16 protein-coding genes and 1 pseudogene are annotated in these 20,691 nt (G+C 68.0%); 1 reads left to right on the forward strand and 16 read right to left on the reverse strand.

The window, feature by feature from the left end; all coding sequences use genetic code 11:
• The first annotated feature begins 27 nt into the window (after positions 1-27).
• Positions 28-915: a cyclic di-GMP-binding domain-containing protein, MshE-related gene (locus KY501_RS09690; protein ID WP_224362412.1), complete on the forward strand. Its 888-nt coding sequence runs from the start codon at positions 28-30 to the stop codon at positions 913-915.
• A 42-nt stretch (positions 916-957) separates the two neighbouring features.
• On the opposite strand, the gene KY501_RS09695 is transcribed toward KY501_RS09690, so the two are convergent.
• From KY501_RS09695 to KY501_RS09770, 16 genes and pseudogenes are all read right to left on the reverse strand, one after another.
• A complete protein-coding gene (locus KY501_RS09695) occupies positions 958-2,883 on the reverse strand; it encodes an ATP-binding protein (protein ID WP_224362413.1) in 1,926 nt (641 codons plus the stop codon).
• Positions 2,873-4,735, reverse strand: a complete 1,863-nt coding sequence (locus KY501_RS09700) for a PAS domain S-box protein (protein ID WP_224362934.1) — start codon at positions 4,733-4,735, stop codon at positions 2,873-2,875. Before KY501_RS09700 ends, KY501_RS09695 begins: the two co-directional genes overlap by 11 nt.
• A 163-nt stretch (positions 4,736-4,898) precedes the next feature.
• Positions 4,899-6,584 carry a right-handed parallel beta-helix repeat-containing protein gene (locus tag KY501_RS09705; protein ID WP_224362414.1) on the reverse strand — a complete coding sequence of 562 codons (1,686 nt, stop codon included), beginning with the start codon at positions 6,582-6,584 and terminating at the stop codon, positions 4,899-4,901.
• 308 nt (positions 6,585-6,892) lie between these two features.
• Positions 6,893-7,633, reverse strand: a complete 741-nt coding sequence (locus KY501_RS09710) for a queuosine precursor transporter (RefSeq protein ID WP_224362415.1) — start codon at positions 7,631-7,633, stop codon at positions 6,893-6,895.
• Positions 7,630-8,463, reverse strand: coding sequence for a dihydroneopterin aldolase (locus KY501_RS09715; protein WP_224362416.1), 834 nt, complete (start codon positions 8,461-8,463; stop codon positions 7,630-7,632). The genes KY501_RS09710 and KY501_RS09715 overlap by 4 nt, the downstream gene beginning before the upstream one ends.
• A 166-nt stretch (positions 8,464-8,629) precedes the next feature.
• Complete coding sequence (locus tag KY501_RS09720) at positions 8,630-9,094, reverse strand: hypothetical protein (protein ID WP_224362417.1); 465 nt, start codon at positions 9,092-9,094, stop codon at positions 8,630-8,632.
• Between the two features lie 92 nt (positions 9,095-9,186).
• On the reverse strand, positions 9,187-10,311 hold the full coding sequence (locus tag KY501_RS09725; protein ID WP_224362418.1) for a hypothetical protein: 1,125 nt from the start codon (positions 10,309-10,311) through the stop codon (positions 9,187-9,189).
• Complete coding sequence (locus KY501_RS09730; protein WP_224362419.1) at positions 10,308-13,397, reverse strand: IPT/TIG domain-containing protein; 3,090 nt, start codon at positions 13,395-13,397, stop codon at positions 10,308-10,310. The genes KY501_RS09725 and KY501_RS09730 overlap by 4 nt, the downstream gene beginning before the upstream one ends.
• Positions 13,394-14,095 (reverse strand): hypothetical protein, encoded by a 702-nt coding sequence (locus KY501_RS09735; protein ID WP_224362943.1) that lies wholly within the window; start codon positions 14,093-14,095, stop codon positions 13,394-13,396. Before KY501_RS09735 ends, KY501_RS09730 begins: the two co-directional genes overlap by 4 nt.
• Positions 14,096-14,257: 162 nt before the next feature.
• A pseudogene (locus KY501_RS54245) lies at positions 14,258-14,860 on the reverse strand (hypothetical protein); the annotation flags it as partial.
• Positions 14,857-16,287, reverse strand: coding sequence for a choice-of-anchor D domain-containing protein (locus tag KY501_RS09745; protein WP_224362420.1), 1,431 nt, complete (start codon positions 16,285-16,287; stop codon positions 14,857-14,859). The pseudogene KY501_RS54245 and the gene KY501_RS09745, both read right to left, overlap by 4 nt.
• Positions 16,284-17,390, reverse strand: a complete 1,107-nt coding sequence (locus KY501_RS09750; RefSeq protein ID WP_224362421.1) for a vWA domain-containing protein — start codon at positions 17,388-17,390, stop codon at positions 16,284-16,286. The genes KY501_RS09745 and KY501_RS09750 overlap by 4 nt, the downstream gene beginning before the upstream one ends.
• A gap of 50 nt (positions 17,391-17,440) precedes the next feature.
• Positions 17,441-18,109: a hypothetical protein gene (locus KY501_RS09755; protein WP_224362422.1), complete on the reverse strand. Its 669-nt coding sequence runs from the start codon at positions 18,107-18,109 to the stop codon at positions 17,441-17,443.
• Positions 18,099-18,830 carry a PH domain-containing protein gene (locus KY501_RS09760; RefSeq protein ID WP_224362423.1) on the reverse strand — a complete coding sequence of 244 codons (732 nt, stop codon included), beginning with the start codon at positions 18,828-18,830 and terminating at the stop codon, positions 18,099-18,101. Before KY501_RS09760 ends, KY501_RS09755 begins: the two co-directional genes overlap by 11 nt.
• A 66-nt stretch (positions 18,831-18,896) precedes the next feature.
• Positions 18,897-19,838 carry an MBL fold metallo-hydrolase gene (locus KY501_RS09765; protein WP_224362424.1) on the reverse strand — a complete coding sequence of 314 codons (942 nt, stop codon included), beginning with the start codon at positions 19,836-19,838 and terminating at the stop codon, positions 18,897-18,899.
• Positions 19,839-19,941: 103 nt separating this feature from the next.
• Positions 19,942-20,583 carry a DUF5011 domain-containing protein gene (locus tag KY501_RS09770; RefSeq protein ID WP_224362425.1) on the reverse strand — a complete coding sequence of 214 codons (642 nt, stop codon included), beginning with the start codon at positions 20,581-20,583 and terminating at the stop codon, positions 19,942-19,944.
• Between the last annotated feature and the right edge of the window lie 108 nt (positions 20,584-20,691).

Genomic DNA, 20,691 nt, shown 5'->3' on the forward strand with positions numbered 1-20,691 from the left:
CCAAGGGGTCGTGGTAAGCGCGCCAGCATGGCGAGGAAGCGGATAGGCGAGATCCTCCTGGAGCGCGGCGCGATCACGACGGCGCAGCTTGAGGCGGGGCTCAAAGCGCAGCGGCAGACCCAGCAGCGGTTGGGCACGACTCTGGTAAGCCAGGGTGCGATCACGGAGCCCATGCTGGTGCAGGCGCTGAGCGAAGCGCTGGAGATACCGGTGGTGAACCTGTTGACCGCCACCCCGGACTGGGCGGCGGTGCACATGGTGCGGGCCCGCTTCTGCGAGAAGCACGAGATGTTCCCCTATGCGCTGGAGAGCGTGGGCGGCAAGCGGCAGCTGGTGGTGGCCATGGCGGACCCGCTGAACCAGTCGGCGGTGGAGGAGATCGAGTTCACCACCGGACTGAAGGCGAGCCCTCGGGTGGCGGCGCTGTCGGCGGTGCGCGCGGCGATCATGCGCTACTACCACAAGGTGACTCCGGGGGCGCCGGCGGGAGCCAGCCGTCCGGCGGCGGCCAGCGCGAGGCCCGCGACGATCCGAGGCGCCACGCAGCGTCCGGCGGCGCCCGCGTCCACCCCGCCCCGCCCCCCCGAGGACGATGATGACGAGGAGGTCATCGTCGGCGAGGAGGTGGGGCCTGGAGAGAACACGGCACGCACTTCGCTGGCGGAGCTCATCCGCAAGCGCGAGCAGCAACAGAGGCAGAAACGCGGCAAGGGTGAGGGCAAGGGCCGTGCCGCGGGCAGCAAGGCGGTGATGGATGATCTGGCGGACCTCTTCGGAGAGCTGCGCGAGGAGCCGGATCGGGTGGAGGAGCTGGAGCGCAAGTTCTGGGCGCTCATGCGGATCATGGCGCGCAAGGGGCTCCTCTCGAAGGAGGAGTTCACCCGCGAGCTGGACGGCGGAGACGAGAAGGGCTGAGGCGCGGGCCCCGAGGCAGGGCCCACGGCTCCGCGTTCCTCCTCACTGCGCGGGGACGGGCAGGCGCAGGAAGAAGACCGTGCCCTCTCCCAGCGTGCTGGCCACGGTGATGCGGCCGCCGTGGCTCTCGACGATGCCCTGGACGATGGAGAGCCCCAGACCCGTGCCCTTCCCCTCCTCCTTGGTGGTGAAGAAGGGATCGAAGATGCGGCTCACGTGCTTCGGATCGATGCCTGAGCCTGTGTCGCGCACCTCGGCCACCACCTCCTGGCCCTCGCGCCGGGTGGTCAGCGTCACCTGGCCTCCCGGAGTCATCGCGTGGCAAGCGTTGGTGATGAGGTTGACGAAGACCTGCGCCAGGTTCGAGCGCACCGCGGAGATGGGTGGCAGGTCGGCGCCGTACTCGCGGCGCACCGACACCTTGGCCTGCCCCACCACGTGCTCGCAGTAGCCCACCGCCTGATCCAGGATGGCGTTGAGCTGCACCCGCTCCGGCTTGTCCTTCGCCGGCCGCGCGTAGGAGACCAGATCCTTGGTGAAGCGCAGGATGCGCAGGCTGCTCTCCTGGATCTTCCGCAGCTTCTCCATTTCCGATGGGTTGGCGTCCGGCTTCATCCGCGCGTTCATCAGCAGGGACTCGCTGTAGGCGGCCACCGCGGTCATCGGGTTGTTGATCTCGTGCACCACGCTGGCGGCGAGCTGCCCGATGGAGGCCAGCTTCTCCGCGTGGACGATGCGCTTCTCCAACTCCTTGATGACGGTGATGTCCTGACCGATGGCGACCACGCCCTCCACCTCGCTCTGGGGCGTAAGCATCGTGGAGGTGGCGAACGTCACGCGCACCTCGCCTCCGCGTGAGCGCAGCCGCGTCTCGAAGGTGTTCGCCGATTCGCCATGCATCGCCGCGGCAATGATTGCGCTAACACGGAGCTGCTCAGTCTCGGGGATGAAGGAGAGAACGTCCTTGCCCAGCACCTCTTCCTTCGTAAATCCGGTGAGCGCCGAGAGCGCCTGGTTGAAGACCACCACCTGCCTGTCCCGGTTCACCACCAGGATGAGCGCGTTGGCCTTCTCGAGCAGATCCTCCAGGTACTTGCGCACGAACGTCAGCTCGTCGATGAGCTTGGCATTGCGCACCGCCACCGCCACCTGATTGGCCAATTGCAGCAGCACCCGCTCGTCATGGGCGATGTCCGCCTCAACGCCCTCCGGGTACTCCATGTTGATGGCGCCGAAGAGCTGGCCACTGGCCACCAGTGGAGCGCTCACGCCCTGGGTCGTGCCCGTGAAGAGCAGCGGCACCTCGCGCGAGACCAGCACCCGCCCCTGAGGCAACGTCGCGACATCCAGGTGCGTCCTACCCACCGCGGTCTGCTTGAGGACGAGCGGCTCGTGCGCGCCCTCCTTCAGCCGCCCCTCCGCGTAGAGCGAGGTGAGGCCTCCGGTACGCGCGTCGACGATGCGGATGCAGAAGGTGCGATGGGGGAACAGCTCTTTCACCCCCAGCGCCACCGCTGCCACCAGCTCCTCCTCGCCGGTGGCCTCGGCCACGCTGCGGCTCAGGTCCAGCAGCACGCCCTCCGTGCGGGCCTGTTCCAGCAGCGCGCGCTCGGCCACCACCAGCCGGCCCGTCTCCACCCGGCTGCGCACCGCCACCGTGTTCCCGCGCCGCGCCAGCGTCACCTTCACGCTCCCACGGCCCGCCAGCTCCACCTCCACCTCCGAGCTGGCTCCCTCCTCCAGCCCCTGCGTCGGCGTGCGCGACAGCGCCTGCGCCACCGTCGTCAGCAGGGTCTCGGGCGTGGTGGCGTGGACACCACAGAAACGCACGAACGCGGGGTTGGCCGCCTGGAGCCGCAGCCCTGCGTCACACACAGCGACCGGCTCGTCGAGCAGCTCGAAGAGAGCCTGGAATGCCTCCGGCGCTGGGCCGCCAGCGATGCGCAGCACGCTGGAGTCACTCTTCATGGGAGGTCGCCTTGTCGAGATCGAGGATGCGCTGCGTCCCCATGTAGGCCTTGGTCTCGTAGCGGGTGATCTTCCCGATCTTCCGGACGATCTCCGCCATTCGCTCGGCCTCGCGGTAGATGATGTCCACGGGCCTGTAGGCGAAGTCCTCGGGCTTGAGCTTGCGCTTGAGCAGCTCCGCATAGCCCATCACCGAGGTGAGCGGCTGGTTGAGCTCGTGCGCGGCGGTGCCGGCGAGCGCGACGATGACGGCGCTCTTCTCGCTCTCCTCCAGGCGCGTCTCCACGTCCGACAGCTTGCGCTCCAGCTGCATCCTGTCTCGCAGGTCCGTGAAGATGCCCACGGTGGCGACCTCACGTCCGCCCTCGTAGAGGATGGAGGCCGTCATGTTCACCGGGACGTGCTCGCCCGAGCGGTGGATGAGGTCCTGCCGGCACATGGACAGCCGACCGCGGCCACCGAAGTCCGGACTGCGCAGCTGGGCCATGATGCGCTCGGCGACGCCCGGCGGGTAGATCTGCCGGGTGGTCATCCCCGCCAGGGCCTCCTGGGCGGAGTAGCCAACGACGCCTTCGGCGCCCTTGTTGAAGAGGATGATGCGGCCCTGCATGTCCGCCGCGATGATGGCGTCCACCGACGAGTCGATCAGCCGCTCCAGGAAGTCCTTGGTGTGGCGCAGCTCGTCGGCCAGCTTGCGAGGCAGCGTCACGTCGCGGAAGGAGAGGATGGTGGCCGCGCTGCCGTCCCTCAGCGGCGCGGAGGACAGCGAGAGCGTCAGGTAGCGGCCGCCCAGGGTCTGCACCTGCACGTCCACGTTGGAGCGCGCCTCGCCCCGAGCGGCGGAGGCCACCAGCTCCATGAGCACGCCATCATCCACCGTCTGGGCAAGCTGGAGCAGGTGTCGCCCGCGCGCCTGAGAGGCCGACGTGTCCAGCAGCGTCTCGCCCGCGGGGTTGAGGCTGAGCACACACGCCTTGTCGTCGAGGATGGCCACGCCCTCGCCCACGTTGGCGAAGAAGAGGTGGTAGGTGCGCAGCGCGGCGGCCTGCTCCTCGGCGGCGATGCGCGCGGACTTCTCGCGCTCGGTCTGCCCGCGCACGGACTCGAGCACCGAGGCGTTGCGCAGCGCGATGGCGGTGGCGTGCGACACGGTGGTGAGGAAGTCGATCTCTCGCGCGGCGAACGTTTGCCGCCGACCCGAGGCGCGCAGCAGCAACACGCCGCGCACCTCTCCACGGATGGGCAACGGGAGCGCGGCGATGGCGTGGATGCCCTGAGCGGCCACCGCGCGCTGCACTCCTTCCAGCAGCGGGTGGTTGGGGGCGTTCTCCACCACCACCGGGCGGCCGGTGCGCACCACCTCGCGGATCTCCGGGTAGCGGGCCAACTCGATACGCCGGTTCTTGAGCGCCGGATCATCGCTGGAGGCAACGATGACGCCCTCCTGCGCGGTCGTATCCAGCATCACCAGCGAGGCACGGGAGATGTCCAGCTGGAGGGCCAGGCGCCGCGTCACGTCGTGGAGCAGGGCCTCGACATCCCAGCTCTCGGCGTAGTCGGCCGTCAGCTCCAGCAGCAGCGAGAGATCCTTCTGGAGCTGGGCCTGCTCATCGCGCTCGCGGTAGCGCTCGGCGAGGCGCTGGAGCCGATAGGCCAGCTCATGCGGCACGGCGCTGGTGAGCACATCGGCAGGCTTGAGCGGTTCGAGCGAGGCGAAGGAGTCCTCGCCCGGATCCACCAGGGCCAGCAGCAGTGCGCGGGAGGACTCGCCGCTGTCGAGCAGCGCGGCGAGCGCCGGGCCACTGCCAGCAGCGGTGAGATCCACCAGGATGATGGCAGCCTCCCGCGGCATCTCCACCACCCGCAGCCCCACCCGAGCCGCCGCTCGGAGAAGGGGCTCACGGGCGGACGAGTCCGCGGGAACCAGGGTCACAGCGAGGGCGAGATCAGAGGACGGCACGCAGAGACGAGCTCCCGGTGGCGATCGCGGATCCCGAGTCTACACGGCTCGCGCCTCAAGGGCAGCCCGACTCACGGGCGCCGAGATCCGGGGCTTCTCCACAGAAAGCAAGTCCCAATGCGACACCTCTGTCACGAGCCGGGGAGGCAGGCGTGAGGGTAAAGTCCTCGGCCTCCGCATTCGTGAAACCAGGCAGGCGTTCCAGCGAGCGCCCATCCAGTCCCGTCTCCTCCCGCCACTGGCTGAGGTTGAGGTCCACTCCGTCCAGGCGGAAGCGCGCCGCACCGGCCTGGCGGTAATAAAGGTTGCTGTCCACCACGGCGCCGCTGCGGCCGGAGCCCGCGCGCAGGGACTGGGCGCACTCGGCCAGCACGTTGTTGCGCACCTCCAACCCCTGCGTGGGGCCTGACTCCCCGCTGCCGAACACGAGACAGCTACCCGGCATGTTCCACACGGTGTTGTGATGCACCTTCACGTCCGAGGCGGTGTCCACGCGGATGCCGATGCCGTCGTTGCCATCCTCGCCATCGCCGTCCAGCACGAGGTTGCGGCGCAGAACGACATGGGTAGGGGGATCCCCTACGCGCACACCGCCGATGTTGATGCCGCGCCCGTTGCCGCGGAACACGTTGTCCTCCACCGTCACGTCACGTGCGGACAGGTGGACGATCAAGCCCTCGCCCGCGGACGAGTCGGTGCGGCGGTGCCCCCAGATGGTATTGCGGCGCAGGGTGACGTGGGTGCACGTCTTGATGTCCGCGCCGTTCTCGGTGTTCTCGTGCAGCTCGTTGTCTTCGATGACGAGGTTGTCGAAGGGAGTGCCGGGGATGGTGGCACCGCCCTCGGGACCGATGCACTGCACTCCGTCTCCGGAGTTGTGGTGGATGTCATTGCCGCGCACGACCACGTTGCGCGCCGTCGTCTCCAGGGCCACGCCGTGGCTGTCGCCTCCACCGGCCTTCTGGAAGTGATGGATCTGGTTGTCCTCGATGAGGATGTCGCTCGCGGAGCTGGAGACGTCCACGCCCGCGCCCTCGGTGCCGTTCTTCAGGGTGCAGCCTCGGAGCACGCCGTGGTGCGCGCCCTTGCCTCGCCAGAGCACCGCGAAGGCCTCGTCTCCCGCCACGTCCACGGTGAGGCCCTCGATGCGCCAATAAGCGCCCCGCACATCGATCATCGGCGAGGAGCTGCCCGTGCCTCCCTTGATGACGGGGGTGGCGCCCGGACCCGCCTTGATCGTGAGGAGCGAGTCGGCATCCCCGCCCTGCTCCTCGAGCCGCAGCCGCTCCGAGTAGGTGCCGGACTGGAGGAAGATGGCCTCGCCCGGCCGCACCACGGAGAGCGCCTTGGCCACCGTGCGGAAGGGCCGCTCCTTGGAGCCCTCGGAGGCATCGCTCCCGCCGGGAGAGACCCAGAGGATGCGGGAGAACTCAGGAGGAGGTGGAGCAGGAGGCGGAGTCGCCGGGGGCTCCGCAGGAGGCGGGGTGGCTGGGGGCTCGGTCTGGGGTGGCGGGGCCGGTGAGGCAGGTGGCTCCTCGGACGGCGGAAGGGATGGAACAGAGGGAGAACCCGGTTGCGAAGGGGATTCCGGCTGCTGCGTCGACGGATCCTGAGGGGGAGACGTGCTGGGGCGATTCGAGCGAGAACCATGCTCGGTCTGCGTCATCTCGGCCCGCCCACAGGCGAGCAGGGAGAGCGTGAGGGCACAACTGAGACCTCTCAGGGTCGACCTGACGTGCATCCAGACTCCTTGTGTGGGTCGCGGCGAGAGAGGCCGCCGCGAGGACCGCCGCCGGACAAGGAGCGCGTGGGCTTCATTCCGCCTGTCTGGGTGGATTCGAGCCCGGTGGGCCGCTGGGGAGGGTAGCGGCTGATGCGATTCCGCAGGGTTGGATGAGCCGATCAGAAGCCTTCCTGATGCGGCGTGTGTCTCGCATTTGAGAGGCCGATGCGCCTGAAGTAGTCGCGTGTACGAGCCGCAACCCCTGCCTCTGTGAGATCTATTTCACTCACAGTACTGACCACTGCGGGACGGTGGCTGAGCCGCGCTCATCCCACGGGATGGCCGAGAGACTTGTCGGAGTCCTCGAAAATGGGCTCGCCCCCCGGGGTCAGCTGGATGGGCTTCATGCCGAGCCACCGCTCTACCAGCGCGTGCCCCGCATAGATGATGGGCGTGAGCCCCACGGCCACCAGCAGCTTCACCATGTACGAGGTGACGATGATGTTGATCACCACATCGGTGGGCAGCACCGCCAGCCACGCGATGAGCTGGAACACGGTGGTGTCGATGAGCTGGGACACCACCGTGGAGCCCGTGGAGCGCAGCCACAGCATCCGGTTGTGAGACAGCCGCTTGAGTAGATGGAAGACGGCGATGTCACAGAGCTGGCTGAGGACATAGGCGACCATCGACGCGATCAGGATGCGCTGCGACGTGCCGAAGACGTTGTTGAACGAGGACTCGACGGTGCCTCGATAGTCCGGGGCCCGGGTCATCGGAGCCCACTCGATGGCGGTCGCGATGGAGATGGTGGCGAAGGTGAACAGGGACATGAACAGCCCCAGCCACGTGACGAAGCGGGCCGCCTTCTTCCCGTAGAACTCGTGGAGCAGATCCGTGAGGACGAACGTCACCGGGAAGGCGATCATCCCCACGGGCATCACCGCCACCAGCGAGCCGAGGTGGACCTCGAAGAGCTTCACGCCGATGAGATCGGCCACGATGAGCGCGGTGCAGAACGCCGCCGCGAGCACCACGAAGAGCCGGACGCGATTGTCCAGGTTCATCCCTGTTCCTTGTCGATGCCACCCGGGACGGCGTGCTCGTCCGGCGGATAGTAGGACTGGCCCTGCGCGGGCAGCAGCTCCGCCTCCGGGGTCTCCTCGATCATCCCCTCCGAGGCCACGAAGCGCGGACGGTCCACACGCAGGACCGTCTGCTCGAGGGGGCTGGGGTTCTCGTACCTGCGGGCGAAGCCGCGCGGCCAGCGGAAGGCCATGCCTCGCGCTACGGGCCGTCCCTGCAACAGCAGACCGGCGCCCAGCACCATCTCGCTTTCCTCCACCATCCGATGCGCCTGCGAGGGGATGAGGCCTCCTGACCGGATGCGCAGGCGGTAGATGCCGTAGCCCTCACCCTCGTGGATGATGTCCACGCGCCCGAAGGGCTTCTCCTCCGCCGGGTAGTGCATCTCCCCGGCCAAGCGGTGCACCTGAATGGAAGGGATGACGCGGCCCGCGAGTGCTTCGGGCTTGGTGATGCGCACCGTGGCTGCTCGGACCTGGGCGCGCGGTGCGTCCGGCGTGGGCGGCACCAGGAGATAGCGGCACACCGCCTCCGCGGCGGACTCCACCAGCTCGAAGCGACAAGCCTCCAGCAGGAAGCGCAGCTCGCCCGCGAGCCTCCCGTAGTGGACGGTGTGCGCCAACCGCCGGTCGGCTGCTGCCTCTCGCGTGTCCAGGAAGAGGGCCACATCGAGCCGCAGCGGCTGCGCCACCACCCGCTCCCGGCGATAGACGCCCACGATGCAGTCCACCGTGAGGCCTCGCAGCTCGATGATGTCCAGCGGCCGACCCTGGGCATCCGTCACCGGGGGCAGGTGCAGGGGCTCGCTCATGGCAGCGCGCTCCCGCGAGGCTCTGGCGAGTCATGAATGAAGGCGGCGACCATGCTCGGGACTCACTAGCAGGGCGCCGCGCAAAAGGCACTCGGGACTACAAAACGACTGACGCCGGAAGCGAGGGCTCCCGGCGTCACGTGTTCATCCGATATTCAGGTGCGGCTCAGTTGTGCCAGTAGACGACCGGGCTGCCACGGCGCCACGGGTTGGCGACCCACACCCACTGCTCGACCGTCTCGTAGTGGCCCTCCACCCACTGCTGCGTGTAGTAGCCACCGGTGCACTGCGAGCGGCCATGACGCGGGCGGTAGCTGCAGCTCTCCGGCACCCACACCCGATCGTAGCTGCCGGGCACCCACTGCTGGACGAGCTTGAGCTCGTAGCGGCCGTTGTCGTTGCGAGGAGCAGGCTGCGGGGTGCGGCGGTACCAGCGGCCGTCGCGGGAGGGGTTCTGAGCGGGAGGGTTGCCCCAGGAGGGCGAGTGGTCCGGGCCGCCGCGGAAGCCCTGCGCCTGGACCTGGGAGGCGTCATGCTGGGGCTGGAACTTCTGGGTGTCATCCGCGAGGGCCGAGGTGCCAAGGAGCAGCGTGCCGAGAGCCAGAGAGAAGATGCCGGTCTTGAGGGCCATGTTCGAGTTCCTCCGTCGTGTTGCCTAGTTGTCCCTTCTGACGGGGCACCCAGCCGGACATTCAATTCCCAGCAATACCGGGGGTTTTCAGGTCAGCGGGGGGCCACTTCGGCGCAGGTGAGCCCCTCGTCGGGGGCGCAGTTCCGACCGATGAGACATCCCCCCGCGCCACGGAGATCCACGCAGCGCACGGGCCGGCAGTCCGAGTCCGTCACGCACGGCTTGCGGCTGAGCGAGCACGCGCCCTGGCTGCAGGTTCCCTGGGCGCAGTCCGTGTCCTGTTGGCACGAGCAGTAGCCCAGCACTTCGCCCTCGGCCACGTCGCAGCGCCCGGCGCACGCCCCCACTTCCTGGGATGCGCCCTTCACGCAGCGCGCGCCGTGCTGACAGTCCGCATCCTCGCGGCATGGGAGCGAGGAGTCCGGAGGGCAATCGGCGTCGGCCCGGCAGCGCGACTGGCTGTACGCCACCGCCACGTCAGCGCACTGGTAGCCATTCGGGCAGCCCTGCCCCTCCGAGCAGTCCACACCGCAGAAGGAGCCTCCGCCCGGAGCTGTCTCCACGAGACAGTAGTTGGCACCGCGGCCACACACCTGGACGCCCCCGCCGTAGTTGCAGCTCGCGCAGTAGGGGCGACGGAGCGGATCCGCGTCGCTGTAACAGCGCGCGCGGGGTTCCTGGCTCGGAGTGCCACAGCGCTCTCCGAAGGCACAGTCGCGGTCACTCGCGCAGAAGGCCGCGTCACAGACTCCCACCGCACACGCGGAACGGCCGGCCTCATCCTGGGCATCACAGAGGCACGGGACGTCTCCACAGCGGCAGGCCGTTCCCGGGCAATCTCCCGCGCTCTTGCAGCCCTCGACGCAGGTGGCTCGTGAGACGTCACACACCTCGCCCGCGAGGCAGTGAAGGTCCGTCGTGCAGCGGCCTCGCACCAGACAGGTTCCCGTCGAGGTGTCGCAGAAAAGAGTTGGATCCGCGCAGTCCGCGTTCTTCTCGCAGCCCGCGCGGGTCTGGCAGAAACCGGCCGCGTTGCACAGCTCGCTCGGGGCACAGGCAGCATCCGTGCGGCAGAGACATGCGTGGGTGGCCGGGTCGCAGCGGTAGGCCTCCGCGGGCGTGCCGCAGTCCGAGGACTCGCGGCAGTCCGTGCCGGTCCGTGTGTCGGAGCAGGCGGTGAGCAGGAGCAGGAGCGCGAGGCAGCAGAGGCGATTCACGGATCGATCAACTCCGAACGAGCCAGGGAGTAGGCCGTCCACGTCACGGGGGACAGCGCGTCATAGGTCCACTGGTCATATTGGAAGCGGGGAATGCGGCTGGTGGTCAGCTCGGCTCGAAGCACGGCCCCCGTGGGGAGCGTGGCGCGCAGCACTTCCAGCGCTGGAGCCGGCATCGACACCTGCGTCGGTCCTCCCGGCATGATCACCGTCCAGCGAGCGCCTCCCGTGGGGCTCCACTCCGAGAGGATGAGCTGCTGCACTTCTGGAGTGGCACCGCCCGCCACACTCCAGGCCACCGTGCCCTCGAAGAGGTTGCCGCGTGCCGGTGTCGTGAAGGTGTTCAGCGGCAGCATCGGCCCGAGCGTTACCCCCTGCCCCAGCGCTCCAGGCTGGCGGTGATAGAGCAGACTCTGTGGGTACGCGGTGGTGCCCTGGAGCAGATCCAGGAAGAGGACGCTCGAGCCATCGAGCCGAGGAAAGAAAGGGAACGTGAGCCGAGGCCCCGGGCCTGTGATGGACGAGAAGAGCCGAGAGCCCGTCCCCCAGTTGGAGGGATGGGGAACGAATCCCTCCGAGCCCAGATCCAGCCACGCGTACACCTGATGCAATGCGGTGACTCCGTCCACGCTCACCGGACCGTCGACCGTGAGGGGCACCGAAGCATCCAGGTGCATGTCGAGCACCACATCCTGTCCCTCGGCGGCCCGGGAGTTGGAGGCGCTGATGCCTCGGTGGAGGCCTAGCAGGTATGGCTCGAACTCCGTGCCCTTCACCACCCCCAGCACCACATACACAGCCCGGAAGCCCGGCCGGGCATGCACGAGGAAGGAGCCTCCGTCCTGGCGCAACTTCCACGTGTCAGCAGTCCGATCCCCTGCTCCCGTGAAAGGTGGGCCTCCCGCAGGGCTCGATTGGGCGACGAAGACGCGGGCCTCCAGCTGCTCATCCGGCGCCAGCGGTCGAGGAGGCTTGAAGCCGAACACCCGGCCCTTGATGACGGCGGTGGGGAGTTCCGGCGGATCGCCGGGGTTGATCTCACTTCCGATGCGGTGCAGGTACACCGTCAGATTCTCCGCGCGGATGCCCATCACCGTGATGGCGTCGTAGCCTTCCTTGAAGGCTGTCACCATCTGCGCTCCGACGAGCCGTGTGTCCGAGAGCGTGAGCTGCCCCCGCGCATCGGTCGTTCCCTGGAACGGCGACGCGGGATCCGTGCCGAGCATCACCCGCGCTCCGGAGACAGGAGCTCCATAGGAGCCAAACGAGGAATCCAGCACCGTGACGTTGAGCGTCCCCGTAAAGGGAGCACCCGACAACCCGCCGGCACTGCGCGGGTCGAAGAAGGTGAATCCCTCGGCCAGTACGGCGCGGGCGATTCCTCTCGCCACCGCCACCTCCACGGTTCCCATGTTCGCGGGAGGCGTGCGGCAGGTGAGCGTATGCGCATCCACTATCTGCACCTCTCGAGCGGGCTGCCCCCCCAGGGTGACGGCCGTGCCCTCTCCGAAGCCATCGCCCCGAACCGTAACGAGCGTTCCTCCCGCGATGGCGCCTCGCGCGGGCTCCACCTGACCGAGCATGACCGGCGCCTCGTACTGAAAGGCCGTCGACAGGACAGCCTCGTTCTCCGGATCGTTCGCGGACTGGACGCGGATGTCACTCGCCGGGCCGCTCGCACCGAACGGAGAGGTGAGGCGAAGCTGGTTTTCACTAGCAATGGAGACTCCTGAGGCCTCGATGGCTCCCACGTATGCCCTGGCGTCTGGAGGGAGATTCACTCCGTCGACCTGCACCTCCGTCCCGCCCCGAGTCGGCCCGCTCGACGGAGTGGCGGAGGACAGAGACAGCCGGAACGTGTAGCCGTTCACGAGGCTCGCGTTCTCCGTTCCATTCGTCGCGGCCACGGGGACGACTCGGGGAAGAACGCCTCGTGGGGGCACTGTGACAACGGCCGTGGTGGGTGTCACAGCACCAAGGACCACCTGCTCTCCCCCGAAGCTCACGGAGAGGCCCGGCTTGTCCAACCCCTGCCCAGTCAAAGTCACGGTGCCGTCCGGGCGCGTCCCCACGTGAGGAAAGACTCCGTACAGCGCGAAGGGCCCGGAGGCTTCGACGTAGGTAAAGCCTCCACGAGCCGTCCAGGTGTCACGTGGCGTGACGATGCGCACCTCCACGGCTCTGAGCTGGATGCCTGGAGGCGTGATGGCGGTCATGCGTGTGGGACTCTCCACCGTGAAGGACTCGGCGGGGATGCCTCCGAAGGACACGGCCATGGCGCCCTCAAAACCCTGGCCGGTGAGCACCACCGAGGTTCCTCCCTCAAGCGGCCCTGTGAGCGGGGCCAGCTCCGCGATCCGCAGATCCTCCACGTAGCGGTACGCGCGGCGCAGCAAGCCTCCTTCGCCATCACCATAGACCCGCACGTCCACGCGGTCCGCCAAGCGGGCCCTGGGCGCGACGACCCTCAGCTCTGTCGACGAAACCCGTGTGACCCTGGGACTCGTCGTGCCCCCGATGAGCACCTGCGTTCCCTCCGTGAAGCCGGAGCCCACCAGTGTCACCGTGTTGCCGCCCGCCTGGGGTCCTTCCTCTGGAGTGACCGTGCTCAGGGTGAGGGGCTCGAACCAGGTGAAGCACTCCTCACACGTCGCCAACCCCCGTGGATTCTTCAGGGTGATGATTGCGGCACCAGCGGGACCCGGTGGGGTCCGCAGATCGATCAAGGTGTCATCGATGATCTGGAAGTCTCGGACCTGCGTCCCGCCTATCTCGAGCACCGTGAGCTTGGCGGCGTCCGTGGTGCTGTTCGCCACACCCTGTAGGAAGCCGGTACCTCTGACCGTAATCCAGGTGCCTCCACCGCTCTCGCCACGCGCGGGCAGGGCGCCGAGCAGACGCGGAGGAGCCAATGCGCCCGCATCCGCACCTCCATCCGCCACGCCCGCGTCCGGCACTCCGGCATCACCAGGCCCCTGCGTCCCTGCATCCTCGTTCGTCCCTGCATCCGTGCCCGGCGGGCGCCCTCCCCCACAGGCCACGAGCAACACCAGCGCCAGGATTCCGAGCCGCGCAAGGCCACTCATGGGAACTCCACCTGGAAGGTGTAGCCATTCGTCGTGCGCGCGTCGTCCCCCGTGATTCGCGCGGTCAGGCTCTTTCCTCCCACCGCCGCTGCGGGCAGGGCAACGACCGCCCCCGCCGGCTCCTCCGAACAGCCCAGCTCCGTTGCTCCTTCCAGGAGACACAGGCGCAGCAAACCGCTCGCTGCAACGTAGTTCGTCAGGGACGCTCTGATCCCTCGCCCTTCCTGCACGGACACCCTGAAGTGGTCCTGGTCCTGCGGACAGATGACTCCTTCTATCGATGTCCCTGGGACGTACCCTTTCGCCGTGGCCGAAGTGTCGTTGGGCTCCTGGCGGTCGTCATCACAGGGTGTCCCGCGCGAGAGGAAGAACCCCAGATCGTATCGCTGCGTAGCAGCCGACGTGGAGACTCGAACGGTATACAGACCAGGAACAGCCGCCACAAAGGACGCCAGCATCCTCCCAGAGGCGAGCACCCTCCCGCTCGCATCCATGATGGACGTCGAGAAGGAGGGCTCCGCGAAGGGATCTCCCTCGACGTTCACCCCCAACTGGTCCCCTCGCTGCAAGGCGATGGAGAAGTGGTCCACATCTCCCGTGCACAGGGTCAGATCGAGGTAGCGACTCGCGCTGACAGGGAAGGCCGCGGCAGGCGAGTCATTGGGCTCCAGGGCGTCCGGCTGGCAGGCCCGAGGCACGCATGCCCCCGTTCCGATGTCGCAACGCTGGTCGGAGCCACAGCCCTCATCCGATGTACACGGAGGCAGGCGCTCCAGGCAGGTCCCTGTCGGCACATGGCAGGACAGTGGCACGCGACAGTCCCGATCCGAATAACACCGCGGCGTGACGACACAGCGACCCGCCGCGTCACATACGAACCCCGAGCCACACTCGCTGCTCTCGACGCACTGGACACAGCGATTTTCAGCACAGCGTTCGCCCGAAGCGCAGACCGTGGGAGCCGTGGACTCGGTGCAGCGCGGGACACACGCATGCAGACCCGTGTTGCAGACCTCCTCCGCACCACAGTCTGTGTCTCCCAGGCACCCGAGATCCTCTTCGCACACGAGATTCGCACTCTGGCAGCGTTGCCCAGTGGGGCACTCGTCTCGTGTACCCGAAGGGCACAGCGAGACCGCCGCCCGTGGCTGGCACAGCCCCTGGCGACACCAATCCCCCAGGGTGCACTCCTCGTTGCGCGCGCACTCCGTGCCCCAGCCCTCACGCAAGGTGCAGGCACGGGCCTCGGCGTCACAGACTTCCTTCAACCGGCACTGTCCGCTCGACTCGCACGGCGCACAGTAATGGTCCTGTGTGCAGACCTGACCGTCCGGGCAGTCCTCTCTCCGCTCGCAGGCCTGAGTGGGGACTCCTGCATCCGGCTGCGGCTCCGGCTTCGAGTCCGAGCACGCTCCCCACACGAGCACGCAAAGCCCCAGCACCCAGGGAACCGTACTCCTCATGGCACCTCCGTGACGGTGCCCGAGGGCCAGCTCACATCCGCCACGTTCCACGCATCGCCCTGGTTCGAGAGCATGCGCTGGAACTCCCCCTTCACCACGCCGCGCTCGTACACCCGTACAGTCACCGTGCTCCGAGGATCAACGGCTCCATTCTCACGAGAGAACACCACGGCGATGCGGTAGCTCCCCTCCACAGGCTCGCCATAGCCGAACACTTCCGGCCCGTAGCCCGTGAGCGCGTCCCGCAGCAGCTCCGGATCATCCCGCGTCACTCCGGTGGTGCCCCAGTCCGGGCGGGGGTTTGCATAGTGGCAGTCATCCGGACTGCTCCCGAGCACCGCTCCCGGCGCACGCAGCACATGCAGGTCCATGTCCGTGGTGGCGTGGTCCCAGAACATCTCCACCAGGAGCTGCTGCGCGGGGGCCGCCACCACTCGCGCCCGGGCCGGCATTACGCTCCGCGCCCCCGCCGCATCCGTGACGTTCAGCTCCACCTCGTACTCTCCAGGCACTGCCGCATCCAACCGCAGCACCGTGCGAGCCGCTGCTGGCTCCGCGATGGAGGCCTGGGCTCCCACGGGTCGCGAGCGGAGCACCCATTCATACGCCAGCGGTGCGTCCCCGTCCGGATCCTCCGAGCCCGTTCCATCGAGCACCACTTCACGCCCCGGTGCGCTCGTTCCCAACGGAGCGATGATGGCCACGGGCGCGCGGTTCACCGTGCTCAGCAACTCCACCCTCGCCTCCCTTCGTGCTGGATCCGTGGTCCGCAGGAGCACGCCCCCGCTCATGGCCCCCGAAGCTCCGGACGGCACCGTGCACCGCACGGTGAGCTGAACCTCGCTGCCCAGGTCGACCAGCGCCGGAGTCCTCACCGAGCCCACGAGGCTGAAGGCCGGGCTCGTGCCCGTCACCAACTCCAATTCCTCCAGCAAGAGAGCCGCCGTCCCTCCCGCGCGCACCGAGAACGAGCGGACCATGGACTGCCCCTCCGCCACCCTGCCAAAGTCGACGACTCCGGGCGCCAACTCCAACACCGCCGCCGTCCGCCCTTCCCCCGTGAGCGCCACCTCCACCACTCCGGGCGCCACATCATCCGTCTCGATCACCAGGGTGGCCTGGTACGCCTCCTCGGCAGGAGGAACGAAGGCCACCTGGATCGCCTCCTGCCCGCCTGCCGCCACGCTCTCCGGTGCTGATACCACTCGGAAGGGACTGTCCTGCTCCTCGATCCGAACCCCGGACACGCGCAGCGCGGCACGGCCCGCATTGGAAAGAGGAACCTCTCCTGTGGCCTCACGCCAAACCGGCACCGCGCCCAGCTCCAGCTTCGCCGGGGGTACCACCAGCCGCGGCCGCACCTGACTGGCCACATCTCCGCCACATGCCACGCACAGCAGCACCAGACCGAGCCACAGCCACCTCACCTCGCGCCCTCCTCGAAATACCTCACCTCCACCCGAGTCCCCAGCCCCGGGACGGACCGGCCCGAGAAAAAGAGCGCGTCCCGATCAGCCTCGTAGCGCCAGCCATCCGGTCCCTCGCGCCGAGGCGTGCACACGGCTTCCAACGCTTCGGCCGGCTTCCCCTCGCACGCTGAGCGGTCCACCGACTCGCAGTCCGCCATGGCCTCCGTCGTCGCACCGCACGGGTAGTACACGTGCACCTCGAACGTCTCGGGATCCGGCTCGTGAGACAGCACGAAGGTCCGCCTCAACCCCACGGCGCTCGTCGCCAGTGCGCGCAGTGTGCCCGCGAACTCGGCATCGCAGATGCTCCCCACCTCCCCGCCCGTCATCCGCGCCAGCTCCGCATATCGCTGGCCCGGTGTGGCCCCACAGCCATTGGATGGCACATCGCCGATGATGGCCGAAGCCACCACCGTGCCGTCATTACCAATCCCCTGCGCCTGTTCGAACGCTCGCCAGTACGCGCGCAGCTCATAGGGCGAACGGTCGTCTTCATCCGTCACGAAGATCAGGTACAGGAACGCCCCGGGACGAAGAAACGGCACGGGGTAGCGCACGCCACAGTCCGCGCGGCATGCCTCCGACTCACACCCCGCCTCGCACGCTGCTAGTGCCTCTCTCCATGGCGCCCCCTCCTCCACCTGTCGCTCCAGCACGAGCCGCGCGGCCTCCAGGCCCTCCTCGTACGCACTGCCAAGAGTCCCCACCTGCACGTTCCGAGCGAAGGCCGCCTCGAGCTCCGGCGTATCCGGCGTCAGCAGCTCGGGCGTTCCCACCAGCTCGCCCGGCCGGGCGAAGACGTCCGTGGTGGCGACCGCCAGCCGGAAGTCGATGCTCCCCTGCCGGAACAGCGTGATGAACGCCTGGAAGTTGCGCGCGAGGTTCTCCTGCCGCGGCGCCATGGAGCCCGAATCGTCCACCACCCACAGCACATCCACCTTCGAGGCAGACCGCTGGGTATAGGTGTCCACTCGCAGCCCGGGAGGGAGCGCGGGCACGAGGCGCTCGTCCCGGCAGGCGGTGGCGAAGAGCGCCAGGAAGGCAGCGGCGGCACAGCGCATGGACGCGCCGCACGTTAGCACCCAGCCGCGCTCCCGGCAGGCACGGACCCTCACTCCGCACTGGAACGCTTCGAACGGATCCACTCCGCAAGCCGCTCAGGCTCGGGCACGTCTCTCAGCGTGAGGGACTGCCCCCGCGCCTCTCCTCTCTTCGGCTTGCAACGGACCACCACGGAGCCCAGGCCCCGCCGATGCTGGCTGTAGGAGACTCGCACCTCGGCGTCGAGCACGTCCGCGTAAGCGATGAAGACAGGTGGCACTCCCTCGACGTTCTCTTCCAAGGCGCGCTCTCCGAAATGCCATCTCGGGCGCCTGCGCCAGCGCTCGACGACGGGATTCAGCATCCAGAGCACCAGAATCAGGGTGAAGAACCCCGCCTCCAGCACCCTCTCTCTTCTCGCCAGGGCGACGCTTGTCCCGATCAGGAGCAGGATGGGCACGACCTCCCGGTCGATGCGCTGCCGCGAGAACCACGGCCGCAGCTCGAAGGGAGTCGTCAGCCGCCCTGGCAGCCGAGGCGGCTTCCTGGGCCCTTTCTTCATCCCCTCCAGTTCCCCGAGCAGCTTCTCTCGCTCGGCCTGGAGCTCCTTCAGCCGCCCCCGAAGCTCGGCACGCTCGCGCGGCAGGGCACCCAATGCCTGTTGCGCCACGCGCAGCTCGTCCCGGGTCGACTCCAGAGCCTGGGCCACCGCAGGCTCGATGAAACGCTCACCCGACATGCGCGCCTGCCTTCTGCTCCTCCAGCCACGCCGCCAAACGCTTCGGCTCATCGAGCAGAGGAATGTCGATGACCCGGTTCGAGAACCCCCTCGCCTTGCCGAGAGAAGTGGGGACCGCCGGCGTCCAGGTGACTCGCACGGTGCCGAAGCCGAAGAGCCGCTCCAGCCAGCCCTGCCTCACCTCGACCTGCTGGAGCTCCGCGTAGAGCACCTTGCCACTCCCCTCCGCCAGGTCCACCGGGAAGAACCCCTGCTCATCGAAACTCCAGGCGCGGCGCCCATCGTCGTCCTCATGCCCCTGCATGAAGTAGATCAGCCCGAAGCTGAAGAGCACGTAACCCGCGATCAAGAAGAGCGAGTACTCGTTCGCCTTGTGCAGCCGCCCCGCCACGTACGCGAAGGGGAGCAGCGTCGGCAGAACGGTCCGGAACGAGTAGCGCAACCGTCCGTAGGCCGTCCTTCTCGAAGGGCTCACGAGGAAAGGCGAAACGAGCTGCTCGGGCAAGGACGGCGCCGGCTGCTTCCACTCTCCACGGGCCTCGTCCACCGTGTCGCGCAGCGAGCGGACCTCCCGCTCCAGCTGTTCCACCTGCAAGGCCAGCTCCGCGTTCTCGCGCGGCAGCGTCTCTCGATGGCCACGGACCTCTCGCAGCTCCTGCTGGAGCCGCTCCAGCTCGTCTCGCTCGGAGCGGCCCGGCTCCGGTCGTGTCAGGGTCCCCACCCCGGCGACGCTAGCAGAGCAGCCCGGAGCGGCTCCATGGCCGCCCCAGGTCCTCTCGGGGAGGCACTACTTCTTCGGCGCGGGTGCAGGCGCGGGCGCAGGCACAGGCGCGGGCGCCGCAGGAGCCTTCGCCGCCGTCGATACGCCCTTGTAGAGCATCTCGATGAACACCGGCTCCTTGATGAAGGCGTTGGCCCAGCTCTTGTACTTCTCCGGGAGTCCCTCGGCCTTGATCTGATCGAGCGTCTTGCCCGCCTCCTTCTTGGAGCGCACCAGGGCCGACGTCTCCTTCAGCATGGCCTGCGCGCGCTCCAGCTCCTCGCGGCCCGCCAGCGGACCGTGGCCCGGGATGATCTTCGCACCCGCCGGCAGCGTCTGGAGGATCTTCTCCTGGTCGCGGATGTAGCCGTCCAGCGTGCCGCCGTTGTCGAAGTCGATGAACGGGAACGAGTCCACCACGAGCAGATCGCCCGTGTGCAGCACGTTCGAACCGGTGAAGTACACCGTCGTGTCTCCATCCGTGTGTCCGGCGGGGTAGTGCGTCAGGCGCACCTCCTCACCGTTGAACCAGATGGACATGCTGTTGTCATAGGTGATGACGGGCAGGCCCTCCTTCGGGAGCGCCTTCACCTCCATCCCGAGCACCTTCTGATCGGAGGACAAGCGCGCGCGCACCGCCTCGTGCGCCACGATGCGGCCCTCCTTGCCGAAGATGGGGTTGCCGCCCGTGTGGTCGAAGTGCCAGTGCGTGTTGAGCACGTACTGGATCTTCCCCTTGTTCAGCTTGTCGATGGCCGCGTTGATCTTCTGCGCCAGCGGGGCGAACTGATCGTCCACGATGAGCACGCCCTCGGGGCCTACCGAGACGGCGATGTTGCCGCCCTCGCCCATCAGCATATGGACGTTGCCGGCAACAGTGGATTCCTTGATCTGGACCTTCGAGAAGTCCTGCTGCTGCGCGAGCGCGAGCGCAGGAGTCAGGGCCAGAGCTGCGACGAGAGCCTTCATACGAGCGAGCCTCCAAGGGTGGAACGCTACGGGAGCGGCACCTTAACCGCTCCCCATCAGCAGAAAAGCTGATTCGCGCCCACCGCCGGAGCCCGCGCCCGCGCTAGTACTGGTTCCAGGGGCAGGAGACCACCTGAACGGTGCGCGTCACCGGCCCCACCGCGTGACCCGCCGCATCCGTCACCGAGTACTCCACCGTATACGTGCCCTCGACCCAGCCGTTCACGTAGCCCGTCACCGTCGCGCTCGGCGCCAGGTTGCCGTAGCACGCATCCGTCGCCGTGATACCCGGATCCACGAACTGGCTGCCGCACGGGTGGATGATGGTCTGCTCCCCATTGAGCGTCAGCGTGGGCGCGAGCGTGTCATCGACGACCACCGTGCGGATGGCCTCCCCCGTGGCCCCGTTGGCGTCCGTGGCCTGGTACTGCACGTAGTAGGTGCCCTGGGCGTTGGCATTGGGGCCCGGGCCGAACGCGTCATGCCCCGAGTTGAAGGTGGCCACCTCGAGCGGGCTGCCCGCGCCGTCCGTGGCCTCGGCGCCCAGATCCACCCACGAGGACACTCCACACTCCAGCACCGTTACGGCCTCGCCGTTGAGCGTCACCGTCACCGCCCCGTCGATCCCTTGCGCCGTGCGCGCCAGCGAGCCCTCGTCCTCCAGGCCGCCACCACCGCAACCGAACAGGGACAGTCCGAGAGTACCGATCAACACCTTCCAGCCATCATTGATGCGCAGGGCCATGTGTCTTTCTCCTCGTTGTCGAATGCCAGGGGTGGGGGCCCGATCGAACGGGCTCACCCGGACAGCAGGTGAAATTCCCTCAGCTGCCGAAACGCATTTAACGCCCCC

The organism is Hyalangium versicolor, from assembly GCF_020103695.1.
In the GTDB taxonomy this organism is placed as follows: domain Bacteria; phylum Myxococcota; class Myxococcia; order Myxococcales; family Myxococcaceae; genus Hyalangium; species Hyalangium versicolor.